Genomic DNA, 12,860 nt, shown 5'->3' with positions numbered 1-12,860 from the left:
GGCACCAGCGATGACACGCGTCGACTCTCCCTTTGATATCGAACGTCTGGAAGACGAGTGGCTCGAAGCCGATGGCTTTGGCGGCTTCGCGTCGGGCACCGTCGGCATGCTGCGCACGCGCCGCTATCACGCACTGCTGCTGACGGCGACGCGGCCTCCGTCGGGACGCGTGGTGCTCGTCAACGGCATCGAGGCGTGGCTCGAAGCGAACGGGGCGCGCTATCCATTGACGATGCAGCGCTATGCGCCCGATATCGTCTATCCCGACATCGCCGCGAGTCTGATCTCATTCGATACGACGCCGTGGCCGACATGGCGTTTCCGTATCGATGATGAAACCCGCGTGATCGCCGAGACGTTCGTCGCGAAGGAAACATGCGAAACGGTGCTGCGCTGGCACGTCGAATTCGCTGGCGATGCGCATCGCGTTGCCGCTTTCACGTTACATGTCCGTCCGTTGCTGTCGGGCCGCGACTATCACGCGCTGCATCACGAGAACGGTGCATTTGATTTTTCTGCTGCGATCGATGGCGCATACGTGCAGTGGCAGCCGTATCACGATTTGCCTGTCGTTCGCTTCTTGACCAACGGCATATACGAACACGCGCCCGACTGGTATCGCAACTTCTGTTATGTGCGCGAACGTGAGCGCGGCCTCGACTTTACGGAAGACCTCGCAACGCCAGGTGTTTTCACATTCGATCTGCGTGCCGAAGACGCGGTGGTGATATTGAGCGCCGGTGTATCGAACGATGTTGTACAACACGCGCTTGATCGTGCGAACGCGCTGGCAGAGACTGAAGCAAAGCGCAGAGCGAGCTTCGCCTCACGTTTGCATCGTTCCGCCGATGCATATGTCGTCGCGCGCTCGACGGGCCGTACGATCGTCGCGGGCTTTCCGTGGTTCACCGATTGGGGCCGCGATACGTTCATCGCAATGCGCGGCCTGCTGATCGCGACGGGGCGGCACGCGGAAGCCGAAGCGATTCTGCTCGCATGGGCAAGCACGATTTCGCAGGGCATGTGCCCGAACCGCTTTCCCGACTACGGCGACGAGCCGGAGTACAACTCGGTCGATGCGTCGCTCTGGTTCGTGATCGCCGTGCACGACTATCTGGCGACGGGACATGCGTCGAACGCGACGGTAGAACGTCTGCATGAAGCCGTTGAGACGATTCTGTCCGGCTATACGCAGGGCACGCGCTACGGCATTCGCGCCGACGCCGACGGCCTGCTGCGCGCGGGCGTACCCGGCGTGCAGCTGACGTGGATGGACGCGAAGGTCGGCGACTGGGTCGTGACGCCGCGTATCGGCAAGCCTGTCGAAGTGCAGGCGTTGTGGTTCAACGCATTGCGAATTGCATCGCAATGGAACGCGCGCTGGAAAGAAGCTGCTGAGCGCACGGCGGCATCCTTCGCGCAGCGCTTCGTCGATCCGCAATCAGGCGCACTGTTCGACAACGTCGATGTCGATCATGTGCAAGGTGCCGTCGATCGTTCGATCCGGCCCAATCAGATTTTTGCGGTGGGCGGGTTGCCGTACGCGCTGCTCGAAGGCGAAACGGCGCGCGCCGTCGTTGCACAAGTCGAAGCACATCTGCTGACGCCGCTCGGGTTGCGCACGTTGTCGCCAGAAGATCCTGCGTATCGCGGGCGTTATGGAGGCGCGCCGCTGGAGCGCGATGGCGCGTATCACCAGGGGACGGTGTGGCCGTGGCTGCTCGGGCCGTTCGTCGAAGCATGGCTGCGCGTGCAACCTCGCGACGATGCCGCGCGCAGTGCGGCGCGCACGCGCTTTCTCGCGCCGCTCGATGCGCATCTGGATCGGGCGGGCCTCGATCATCTGTCGGAAGTCGCGGACGGTGATGCGCCGCATGCGCCGGGCGGGACGCCGTTTCAGGCGTGGTCGCTGGGGGAGCGGTTGCGGATGGCGGCGTTGCTGGGCGAAGTGCACCAGGAAGGCCAGCCACCTTCCCGACCCGACTAACCCATTCCGCGCTACGATGTGACTCCCACCGTCACCCGAGAGACGAGGACGCTGCCATGCCTCCGCTGCGCGCTGGAAATCTGCTTGCCACGGTCGAAGGGAGCCGCCTGCATTCCGGCGAATGCTCGCGATGGCAGCGTTGGGGCCCGTATCTGAGCGAGCGTCAGTGGGGCACGGTGCGCGAAGATTACAGTCCCGACGGCACCGCGTGGGACTACTTCCCGCACGATCACGCACGCAGCCGCGCTTATCGCTGGGGCGAGGACGGCATCGCGGGATTCGGCGACGACACGTTGAACTGGTGCGTGTCGATCGCGATGTGGAATCGCGCCGATCCCATCCTCAAGGAACGTCTGTTCGGTCTCACGAACCAGGAAGGCAACCACGGCGAAGACGTCAAGGAACTGTACTTCTATCTCGACGGCACGCCAACGCATTCGTATATGCGGATGCTCTACAAGTACCCGCATGCCGCGTATCCCTATCAGGATCTCGTCGAAGAGAACGGGCGTCGCGGCGCGGACCTGCCCGAATACGAAGTGCTCGATACGGGCGTGTTCGACGACCTCTGTTATTTCGACGTCACGGTCGAGTACGCGAAGAACACGCCCGAAGACATCGTGATGCGCGTCACCGTCGAGAATCGCGCGGACGAATCGGCGTCGCTCGATCTGCTGCCGCAAATCTGGGCGCGCAACAAGTGGTCGTGGAAAGAGACGCCCGAGCGTCCCAGGCTCACGAAGGAAACCGTGCATGACGTCACGCGTCTGCTCGGCACGCATCCGGGTCATGAGCCGATCATCGTGACGGCATGGTCGCCCGATACGACCGTGCTCGAATGGCTCTTCTGCGAGAACGATACGAACGTCAGGCGCCATTTCAACATGGATGCCGAAGGCCCCTTCAAGGACGGCTTCAACGATTACCTCGTGCACGGCGATGCCGATGCGATCCGGCGCGACGGCGGCACGAAAGCAGCCGCACATGTGCCGCTGAATCTGCCGCCGCACGGCACGGCCGTCGTCTATCTGCGCTGGCGGCCCGAGTTCGCCGTCGACGAAACGCCGTTTTGCGCAGACGATCTGTTCGCGCAACGCATCGCCGAAGCGGACGCGTTCTATGCGGCGTTGCAACACGATATCGAAGGCGCCGACGAGCGGCTCGTGCAACGTCAGGCGCTGGCGGGCATGCTGTGGTCAAAGCAGTACTATCAGTTCGACGTGCAGCGCTGGATGGACGGCGATCCCTTGCAGCCGACACCGCCCGCGTCGCGCAAGAACGGACGCAATCGCGATTGGCGGCATCTGTGCAATGCGGACATCGTGTCGATGCCCGACAAGTGGGAGTACCCGTGGTACGCGTCGTGGGACCTTGCGTTTCATGCGGCGGCGTTCGCATTGATCGATCCTGCGTTTGCGAAGCGTCAGTTGCTGCTGCTGGTCAAGGATCGCTACATGCATCCGAACGGACAGATTCCCGCATACGAATGGGCCTTCAGCGACGCGAATCCGCCCGTGCATGCGTGGGCCGCGTGGCGTGTGTATGAGATCGATCGCGCGTTGATGGGCAAGGGCGATCGCGACTTTCTCGAACTCGTTTTTCACAAGCTGCTGCTCAACTTCGCGTGGTGGGTGAATCGCAAGGATGCGGACGGCCGCAACATTTTCCAGGGCGGTTTTCTCGGGCTCGATAACGTCGGCATTTTCGACCGCTCGTCGCCGCTGCCGACAGGCGGTCATATCGATCAGGCCGACGGTACTGCATGGATGGCGGCGTATGCGCTGGATCTCATGCGTATCGCGCTGGAACTCGCGTTTGCGAATCATGTATTCGTCGATATCGGCGTGAAGTTCTTCGAGCACTTTCTGTACATCGCACAGGCGGTGAGTTGCGAAGACGGCTGCGAAACGGGCCTGTGGGACACGGAAGACGAGTTCTTCTATGACAAGCTGCGCCTGCCCGACGGCACCAATGTGCCGATGCGCGTGCGCTCGATTGTCGGTCTGATTCCGCTGCTCGCCGTCCATGTGCTCGAAGAGCGTCTGCATGGCTCGCTGCCCGGTTTGCGCGATCGGCTGGTCTGGTTCCTGCGCAACCGTCCCGATCTCGCGAGCCTCGTGTCGCGATGGAACGAGCCGGGGCGCGGCAATGCGCTGCTGCTTTCGCTTCTGCGTGGGCATCGGATGAAAGCGCTGCTCAAGCGCGCGCTCGACGAAGCCGAATTTCTGTCCGATCACGGCGTGCGCGCACTGTCGCGCGTGCATCGCGATCAGCCATATGTGTATCAGCACAATGGACAGAGCTTCTGCGTGAAGTATCTGCCCGCTGAATCGGATTCACGCGTATTCGGCGGCAATTCGAACTGGCGCGGGCCCGTATGGATGCCCGTGAACTATCTGCTGATCGAATCGCTGTACGAGTTTCATCGCTATTACGGCGACGATTTTCGTGTCGAGTATCCGACAGGTTCGGGCAACAAGTTGTCTTTGTCCGAAATCGCCGATGCGCTCGCAAAGCGCACCACGACGCTGTTCCTGAAGGACAAGAATAACGAGCGCCCTGTGATGGCCGCGTATCCGTTGTTGCAGGCAGATCCGCGTTCGCAGGATCTCGTGCTCTTTCATGAATACTTTCACGGCGATAACGGGCGCGGTGTGGGTGCGTCGCATCAGACGGGATGGACGGGCCTCGTCGCGTTGCTGCTGCAACCGCGCGAACGCACGAGTTCGGGAATTTTGCCCGCGACGGGCGAGGTGCCGGAATCCGAACAGGTGACGGCTTCTGCAAAGTAGAACGCACTGCATGCTAACGACGCTGCCGTCAGATTGAACCACGCGGCGTCGTGGCTGGTCTTTCAGATATCGCCATTCGTGGCTCATCGACGGAAAGCGTGCCATGTCCAACGACGCGAAACACACCGACGCTTCATCTACCCAGCTCGCCAGCTGCAAGATCGGCGCGGGGCCGCATGCGGCTGCGGCCAGTCCCGCAGGCAAGCGGCCTGCGCCGCCATGCACGCTCGTCATTTTCGGTGCGGGCGGCGATCTCACCAAACGGCTCCTGACGCCGTCGCTCTATAACCTCACCGTCGACGGCCTGCTCGACGACGGCATGAATATCATCGGCGTCAATCACGGCGAGCGCGAAACGAAGGCGTGGGTCGACGATCTCGGCCAGTCGTTGCAGCAGTTCGCCGCGGACAAGGCCAGCGAGTCTCACACCGGCAAGGTCGACGAGAAAGCATGGAAGTGGCTGTCGTCGCGCATGGAGTACATGGCGGGCGAATTCGAAGCCGACGACGTGTTCGAAACGCTCAAGCAACGCATCGAGAAAACGTCGCATGGCAACGCGATTTTCTACCTCGCGGTCGGCGCGCGCTTTTTCAGGCCGATCGTCGAGCGGCTCGGCAAGCATGGCCTGCTCAAGGAAGACGAGAAAAGCGATGGCCGCTTCCGGCGTCTCGTGATCGAGAAGCCGTTCGGCACGGACCTCGCTTCCGCACGCGATCTGAACGCGCACATTCTGCAATTCGCGAGCGAATCGCAGGTGTATCGCATCGATCACTTTCTCGGCAAGGACACGGTGCAAAGCATTCTCGCCGTGCGCTTCGCGAATGCGATGTTCGAGCCGGTGTGGCGGCGCGAGTATATCGACAGCGTGCAGATCACGGCGGCCGAAACGCTCGGCGTGGAAGGGCGCGGCAAGTTCTACGAGCAGACGGGCGCGTTCCGCGACATGGTGCCGAACCATCTGTTCCAGCTGCTCGCGATGGTCGCGCTGGAGCCGCCCAATTCGTTCGATGCCGAAGCCGTGCGCGACAAGAAGGCCGAACTGTTCGATGCGATCGAGCCGCTCACGCCGAAGGACGTCGTGTTCGGCCAGTACGAGAAAGGCGGAGCGGGCGTGGGCTATCGCGACGAACCGGATGTCGCGCGAGACAGCACGACGGAGACCTACGCAGCCGCGCGCGTATTCATCGACAACTGGCGCTGGGCAGGCGTGCCGTTCTATCTGCGCACGGGCAAACGCATGGCTGCGCGCCGCACGGAGATCGCCGTGCAACTGAAGCGCGTGCCGTTCCTGATGTTCCGCGACACACCCGTCGAATCGTTGACGCCGAATGTTTTCACCCTGCGCATCGATCCCGCGCACGGTACGCGCTTCGACTTCAATGTGAAGATCCCCGGACCGACGATGCAGATGGGCGCGGTGCGTTCCGCGTTCAACTACAACGACTTCTTCGACGAACGCGCGAACGTCGGCTATGAGACGCTGCTGTACGACTGCATGCTCGGCGACGAGACGCTGTTTCAGCGCGCCGACAGTATCGAGTCGAGCTGGTGTTCAGTAGACCGCGTGCTGCATCCCGAAGGCGGCGCGATGCAAGTGCATGGCTATCCTGCGGGCGGCAACGGGCCGGCGCAGGCCGACGAACTGCTTGCGCGCGACGGCCGCGCATGGCGGCCGCTGCAAGGCGCGGAGTAGACATCGCAGTAGACCTGTCAACACGAAAACGAATGGAGGCGACGACTTGGCCAACGGTAAAGAAGCGAAGCAACGCAAAGCTGCCAGCACTGAAGAACGCATCCTCGCGATCGACGTCGGCGGTACGGGATTGAAGGCCGCTGTGATCGACGCGGGTGGCGAGATGAAAAGCGAGCGCGTGCGCGTGGCGACACCGCATCCGTGCAAGCCGGAACAACTCGTCGATACGCTCGCGACGCTCGTGCAGCCGCTCGTCGATGCACATCATCCGACGCTGATGTCGATCGGATTCCCCGGCGTCGTGCGCGACAACTGTGTCATCACCGCGCCCAATATCGGCGATGCGAGCTGGCGTGGCTTTCCGCTCGCGGATCAGCTTGCGGCGCGCGTGGGCGGCTTGCCCGTGCGCATGATCAACGATGCCGAAATGCAGGGTTTCGCCGCGATCGAAGGACACGGCATCGAATTCGTACTGACGCTGGGGACGGGCGCGGGCACGGCGCTCTTTCGTGACGGCGAGCTGATGCCGCATCTCGAACTCGCGCATCATCCCGTCAGCAAGGGACGCACGTATGACGAGTACATCGGCAACGCAGCGCGCGAAAAGGCCGGTACGAAGCGCTGGAACAAGCGCGTCGAAAAGGTGATCGCGATTCTGGCTACGCTTGTCAATTACGACAAGCTGTGGATCGGCGGTGGCAATGCGGAGCGCCTGACATTCGAGCTGCCGCATGATGCAGCCATCGTGTCGAATGCGGCTGGTATCGAAGGCGGTGCGAAGTTGTGGCATCCGAAGTCGGTGCGCGAAACGCGGCAGTTGCCGGAAGCGAATCAGAAGGCGGGTGCATTCCGCTAAGGGCAGGTGCGGAATAAAACGGTATGCCCGTTCGTTTCGTCCAGCGCGGCCCTGCGCGGCTGCTTACCTTTCGACGGAGCCCGCCATGAAAACTTTTCCGCACTACGTCCGGCTCGCGGCATTTGCCCTATCGATCGCGTGCTCGACGGGCTTCACGCATGCTGCTGTCGCGGCGGACGCTTTCGAGGTCACGTCGCCGGGTACGGCCGATGGCGGCACGATCGATTCGAGCCACGCCGCAAGCGCGAACAATTGCGGCGGCGGCAATCAGTCGCCTGCCGTGCAGTGGCGCAATGCCCCTTCGGGCACGCGCAGCTTCGCGGTGACGCTCTTCGATCCAGACGGTGCGAAGGGCATCGGCGTGATTCATTGGGTGTTGTACGGCATACCCGCGTCGATGAATGCGATGGCGCACGGCGCGTCGGCGCCTGAGGGCAGTGAGAGCGGGGTCAATCGAACGGGCAAGCCAGGGTACTACGGACCGTGCCCGCCCGTAGGCGATGTGCCGCATCACTACGTGTTGCAGGTCTATGCGCTCGATCTCGCGCCCGATGCGCTCCCAGCCAACCTCAATCACGACGCGTTTCTCGCGGCCGTCACGAATCACGTGCTGGCCGCGAGCAGTACGGTGCTGCGCTATGGGCGTTAGCGCGGCGCATCGCCCCAGCGATACTCGACGGTCGCTTCGTCGAGCTGCTTCCTGACCTCGGGATCGAGTGCATAGTCGACGGCGGCAAGCGAGTCGTCCAATTGTTCGACGCGGCTCGCACCGATGATCGCCGACGTGATGGTCGGATTCGCGAGCACCCAGGCGATCGCCGTCTTCGTCATCGGCTCGCCCGTTTTCGCGTTGATGTCGCGCAGCGTGTCGATGGTCTTGAACTCGCGCTCGTGCCAGTAGCGCTCCGAGTACATCGCGCCTGCCTTGCCGACCGTTTCGGTGAAGCGTCCGTCCGTCGGCTTTGCGTCGTGACGATGTTTGCCCGTCAGCAGTCCGCCCGCGAGCGGGTTGTACGGAATCACCGCGAGGCCTTCTTCGTCGGCGAGCGGCAGCAGTTCGCGTTCGATCTGCCGGAACAGCAGGTTGTAGCGCGGCTGCACCGATACGAAGCGCGCGGCACGCAACACGTCTGCGCGCCCCAGCATGCGCGCGAGCCGATAGGCCAGATAGTTCGACACACCGATATAACGCGCCTTGCCCGAACGCACGATCACGTCGAGTGCTTCGAGCGTTTCGTCGAGCGGCGTGTCGCGGTCGTCTGAATGCAGTTGATACAGGTCGACGTAATCGGTATTCAGGCGGCGCAGCGAATCGTCGATGGCGTCGAGCAGATGCTTGCGCGATGCGCCCTGATTCCACGGATGCGGGCCGACCTTGCCGACCGCTTTCGTCGCGAGTATGAAGCGCTCGCGCTTACCTTTGAGCCAGCGTCCGATGATCTCCTCGGTGCGCCCCGCGAGATCTTCGCTGCCACCGAGCGGATAGACATCGGCGGTATCGATGAAATTGACGCCGGCGTCCGCAGCCTTGTCGAGAATGCCACGCGACACGTCTTCTTCGGTTTGCAAACCGAACGTCATCGTTCCGAGACACAAACGCGAGACAGTCAGGCCCGTACGGCCGAATTTGCGGTATTGCATGATCGACTCCGCGAGAAGGTTGAGTGCAGCATTGAATTGGAGAAGAGAGAGCATAGCGGCTATTGCGAGCCGGTGCCGCGGCGCTGCCATGACGCATACATTGTGCTGACAGCACATCGGGTCGCGCAGCGAAAACTTTTTAAGTGCGTAAGGTCTAAACGGTTTTGTCGCCCGTCGAGGTCTATCTCCGATGAGTGTCGAAAGAAGTGCAAGTGAGCAACGGGAACACAGCGCGTCGCGTGGGCGCGCATTACTTGTGGGCGCGGCTGTCGTCGCTGCTGGAGTGCTGGTCGCGTGCGCCGTCGTCATCAAAAGAAAACGCGGCATTGCGCGTGTGCCCGAGCCTGCAAAGCGCGTCGATCTGAATCGCTACCTGGGGCGCTGGTACGAATTCGCGCGCTACGACAACCGCTTCGAACGCGGCCGCGATTTCGTCACGGCCGACTACGCGATGCGCGACGACGGTGTGATCAGCGTGATCAACAGCGGTCGCGAAGGTAGCGCAGATGGACCGCGCCGGATCGCGCGCGGCAAGGCGCGCGTGTCGCCCGATTCGAACAACGCAAAGCTGAAGGTGTCGTTCTTCGGGCCGTTCTATGTCGGCGACTACTGGGTGCTGGATCATGACGACGACTATGGATGGTCGATCGTCGGCGAACCGGGCGGAACGTATCTGTGGATACTCACGCGTGACGCGAAACCGTCGCTCGAATTGCAACGTGCGCTGCTGGAACGCGTGCGTTCGTTGGGCTATGACGTGTCGATGTTGCGGCGTACGCAGCAGTGACGCGCGTGAGAAGAGTCTGATTGAAAATATTGCTATCGCTCTTTCCTTTTGCGTAATTGGGCACTGACGATCCTTCAATTGCAGCCAGGCGCTGCACTTCAACGCGGTAACTCTTCCCTTTGTTTTTCGCGTTTTCGCGCAATTACTTCCGCTTTCCTGCGTCGGCATGGATTTCGCATTGAAGCACGTATTGCACGTATCGCAGGTATTGCGACTCCGCATCGGTCTGCGCAGATCGGTGCGGCATTCCCAACCGGAGTGTGACATGCCCACGTAAAGCGTCGAGTGAAGGAACCGTGGCTTGTCGCACCACACTGCGTCAAAGGCCATGGATACGAACCCTACAGTCACGACCATCCGGAGCGGCGCGCATCGAATCAGCGATCATCGGGACGATATCTTCTTCGCCGCCGTATCGACGACATGCATGCCGATGATCGTCACCGATCCCAATCTGCCCGACAACCCCGTGATCTTCGCGAACCACGCGTTCCTGCGCATGACGGGTTACGAGTTGCCGGAGATCATCGGCAGCAACTGCCGCTTTCTGCAAGGGCCGGAAACGGATCGCGCGACCATCGACGAAGTGCGCGACGCAGTCGCGGATCGCCGCGAACTCGCGACGGAAATACTCAACTATCGCAAGGATGGTTCGACGTTCTGGAACGCGCTGTTCATTTCGCCCGTGTTCAACGAGCGGGGCGAACTCGTGTACTTCTTCGGTTCGCAGCTGGACGTCAGCCGCCGTCGCGACGCGGAAGATGCGCTGCATCAGGCGCAAAAGATGGAGGCGCTCGGCCAGTTGACGGGCGGCATTGCGCACGACTTCAACAATCTGCTGCAGGTGATGGCGGGTTATGTCGATGTGCTGCAAATGGGCATCGAAGACAATGCGCAAAGCGCGATGATGCTGCAAAGCCTCGATCGCATACGCGGCGCGGTCGCCAGAGCGACGACGCTGACCCAGCAACTGCTCGCATTCGCGCGCAAGCAGAAGCTCGTGGGACGCACCGTCAATCTGAACACGCTGGCCGACAGCATGGTCGAACTCGCGCGGCGCACGCTCGGTGGAAACATTTCGCTGAAGACGGAATATGAGCAAGGGCTCGGCAATTGCCGCGTCGACTCCACCCAGCTCGAAGTCGCGTTGCTCAACGTGCTGCTGAATGCGCGCGATGCGCTCACGTCGCGGCGCGATGGCGTGGTGACGGTACGCACCGAGACCGTCGAACTGGAACAGCAGGAGATGGTCGGATTCGCCGACCTGCGCCCGGGTTGCTATGTGACCATCGCGATTTCGGACAACGGATGCGGTATTCCGCCTGAAATACTCGACCGCGTGATGGATCCGTTCTTCACGACGAAGGACGAAGGCAAGGGCACAGGGCTCGGGCTGTCGATGGTCTATGGCTTCGCAAAGCAGTCGGGCGGCGCGGTGAATCTGTATTCGGAGCCCGACGTCGGCACGACGCTGCGGCTCTATTTCCCCGCTGTCGGAGGCAATGCTCAGCGTCGGCCATCTGCTCCGAAAGCGATCGAAAAGGCAGGCAACGAAACGATCCTGATCGTCGACGATCGCGTGGAAGTGGCAGAGGTTGCGCAGGCGATGCTCGAACAGATCGGCTATCGCACACGCGTCGTGCTGAACACGAAAGAGGCGATGGACATCCTGGAGGACGGCGCCACCGTCGACCTGCTGTTCACCGATCTCATCATGCCCGGCAACATGAACGGCGTGATGCTCGCGCGCGAGGCGCGGCGGCTGCATCCGAAGATCAAGGTGCTGCTGACGACAGGTTATGCCGATGCATCGCTCGAACGGACGGACGCGAACGGCAGTGAGTTCGACATCATTCACAAGCCCTACAGGCGTGCCGAACTGGCGCGCAAGGTGAGGATCGTTCTCAACGGGCCGACGGGCGTCGGATAAGTTTCATAAAGCAGCAGGGTCGGTGTGGATATCGAAAGAACGCATGGTCGTTCTTTCCATTTGATGCCACTCCTGGATAAAATTTATATTCGGCTCCGTTCAACCTGCGGCGACTTGCGTGGTGCTAAAGGAGTACTGCGCATTCTCGTTTTAACCGGACCTCGAATGTTACGACCTCCGACACCAGAAAACGAAAGCGAACGCGTGGAGACCTTGCGCTCGCTCCATATACTCGATACACCGCCCGAAGAAAGGTTCGACCGTCTGACCCGCCTCGCGCGTCGCCTGTTCGGCGTGCCCATTGCGGCCGTCACGCTGGTCGACAGTCATCGCCAGTGGTTCAAGTCCCATCCGGGCCTCGACGCTTCCGAAACGCCGCGCGACGTCTCGTTCTGCGGCCATGCCATTCTCGACGATGATCTGTTTCTCGTGAACGACGCGTCGGTCGATGTGCGCTTCGCGGACAACCCGCTCGTCACGGGCGACCCGAACATCCGCTTCTATGCGGGCTATCCGCTGACGGTCGACAACGGCAGCCGGCTCGGCACACTGTGCCTGATCGATTCGAAGCCGCGTGCGCTCGACGACGAAGAGCGCGTGCTGTTGCGCGATCTCGCGCGCATGGCCGAGCAGGAAATCGCCGCCGTGCAGCTTGCGACCACCGACGAGCTAACGGGCCTGTCGAATCGCCGCGGCTTCGAAGCACTCGCGCAGCATGCGATCAAACTCTGCAAGCGCGCGCAAACGCCGGCCTCATTGCTGTTCTTCGATCTGAACGGTTTCAAGCAGATCAACGACGTGTACGGTCACGCAGAAGGCGACCGCGCGTTGATTGCCTTTGCGACGGTGTTGCGTACGGCGCTGCGCGACAGCGATGTGATTGGCCGGCTAGGCGGTGACGAGTTCGTCGTGCTGCTGACCGATTCGGACGAGGACGGCACGCTGCAAACCATCGAGCGGCTCAGGCATCAGCTGGAGCTTCAGAACCAGACGGCGCGTACGCCTTATCAGTTGCATTGCAGCGTGGGCACAGCGACATACACGCCCGACAGTCCGCAGTCCATCGACGACCTGCTGGCGCAAGCCGACGTCGCGATGTACGCGAACAAGCGCGCACAACGCTAAAACGTGAGCGACTGCGCAAACGTTTAGCGCAGTCGCTCAACTATGCCGC

9 protein-coding genes are annotated in these 12,860 nt (G+C 61.7%); 8 read left to right on the top strand and 1 reads right to left on the bottom strand.

Annotated features, from left to right (window positions below; translation table 11 throughout):
- Window positions 1-10: 10 nt before the first annotated feature.
- The 5 genes from QEN71_RS25985 (at window position 11) to QEN71_RS25965 (ending at window position 7,977) form a co-directional block, all read left to right on the top strand.
- On the top strand, window positions 11-1,987 hold the full coding sequence (locus QEN71_RS25985) for an amylo-alpha-1,6-glucosidase (protein ID WP_201650945.1): 1,977 nt from the start codon (window positions 11-13) through the stop codon (window positions 1,985-1,987).
- Window positions 1,988-2,043: 56 nt separating this feature from the next.
- A complete protein-coding gene (locus QEN71_RS25980; protein ID WP_201650946.1) occupies window positions 2,044-4,779 on the top strand; it encodes an MGH1-like glycoside hydrolase domain-containing protein in 2,736 nt (911 codons plus the stop codon).
- A 103-nt stretch (window positions 4,780-4,882) separates the two neighbouring features.
- Window positions 4,883-6,472 (top strand): glucose-6-phosphate dehydrogenase, encoded by a 1,590-nt coding sequence (gene zwf / locus QEN71_RS25975; RefSeq protein ID WP_201650947.1) that lies wholly within the window; start codon window positions 4,883-4,885, stop codon window positions 6,470-6,472.
- Between the two features lie 46 nt (window positions 6,473-6,518).
- Entirely contained in the window at window positions 6,519-7,328 is an 810-nt protein-coding gene (locus QEN71_RS25970; protein WP_201650948.1) for an ROK family protein, read from the top strand.
- Window positions 7,329-7,413: 85 nt separating this feature from the next.
- The gene (locus QEN71_RS25965; protein ID WP_201650949.1) at window positions 7,414-7,977 is read left to right on the top strand and encodes a YbhB/YbcL family Raf kinase inhibitor-like protein; all 564 of its coding nucleotides are present in this window, start codon (window positions 7,414-7,416) and stop codon (window positions 7,975-7,977) included.
- Here the strand turns inward: QEN71_RS25965 and QEN71_RS25960 are convergent.
- Window positions 7,974-8,969, bottom strand: coding sequence for an aldo/keto reductase (locus tag QEN71_RS25960; RefSeq protein ID WP_201650950.1), 996 nt, complete (start codon window positions 8,967-8,969; stop codon window positions 7,974-7,976). The two genes, QEN71_RS25965 and QEN71_RS25960, sit on opposite strands and share 4 nt — an antisense overlap.
- Before the next feature lie 190 nt (window positions 8,970-9,159).
- Between QEN71_RS25960 and QEN71_RS25955 the strand changes: the two genes are divergently transcribed.
- From QEN71_RS25955 to QEN71_RS25945, 3 genes are all read left to right on the top strand, one after another.
- On the top strand, window positions 9,160-9,756 hold the full coding sequence (locus QEN71_RS25955; protein WP_201650951.1) for a lipocalin family protein: 597 nt from the start codon (window positions 9,160-9,162) through the stop codon (window positions 9,754-9,756).
- 328 nt (window positions 9,757-10,084) lie between these two features.
- Complete coding sequence (locus QEN71_RS25950; protein ID WP_201650952.1) at window positions 10,085-11,686, top strand: hybrid sensor histidine kinase/response regulator; 1,602 nt, start codon at window positions 10,085-10,087, stop codon at window positions 11,684-11,686.
- A 165-nt stretch (window positions 11,687-11,851) separates the two neighbouring features.
- Window positions 11,852-12,811, top strand: a complete 960-nt coding sequence (locus QEN71_RS25945; RefSeq protein WP_201650953.1) for a sensor domain-containing diguanylate cyclase — start codon at window positions 11,852-11,854, stop codon at window positions 12,809-12,811.
- Window positions 12,812-12,860: the final 49 nt, after the last annotated feature.

It is taken from the genome of Paraburkholderia sabiae, from assembly GCF_030412785.1.
Classification (GTDB): Bacteria; Pseudomonadota; Gammaproteobacteria; order Burkholderiales; family Burkholderiaceae; genus Paraburkholderia; species Paraburkholderia sabiae.
This window is presented reverse-complemented; position numbering and strand designations above follow the sequence as displayed.

Excerpts from the sequence above, each read along its gene's own strand:
- QEN71_RS25985 (WP_201650945.1), top strand. The coding sequence starts at position 11 with ATGACACGCGTCGACTCTCCCTTTGATATCGAACGTCTGGAAGACGAG.
- QEN71_RS25965 (WP_201650949.1), top strand. The coding sequence starts at position 7,414 with ATGAAAACTTTTCCGCACTACGTCCGGCTCGCGGCATTTGCCCTATCG.
- QEN71_RS25950 (WP_201650952.1), top strand. The coding sequence starts at position 10,085 with ATGGATACGAACCCTACAGTCACGACCATCCGGAGCGGCGCGCATCGA.
- QEN71_RS25955 (WP_201650951.1), top strand. The coding sequence starts at position 9,160 with ATGAGTGTCGAAAGAAGTGCAAGTGAGCAACGGGAACACAGCGCGTCG.
- zwf (WP_201650947.1), top strand. The coding sequence starts at position 4,883 with ATGTCCAACGACGCGAAACACACCGACGCTTCATCTACCCAGCTCGCC.
- QEN71_RS25960 (WP_201650950.1), bottom strand. The coding sequence starts at position 8,969 with ATGCAATACCGCAAATTCGGCCGTACGGGCCTGACTGTCTCGCGTTTG.
- QEN71_RS25980 (WP_201650946.1), top strand. The coding sequence starts at position 2,044 with ATGCCTCCGCTGCGCGCTGGAAATCTGCTTGCCACGGTCGAAGGGAGC.
- QEN71_RS25945 (WP_201650953.1), top strand. The coding sequence starts at position 11,852 with ATGTTACGACCTCCGACACCAGAAAACGAAAGCGAACGCGTGGAGACC.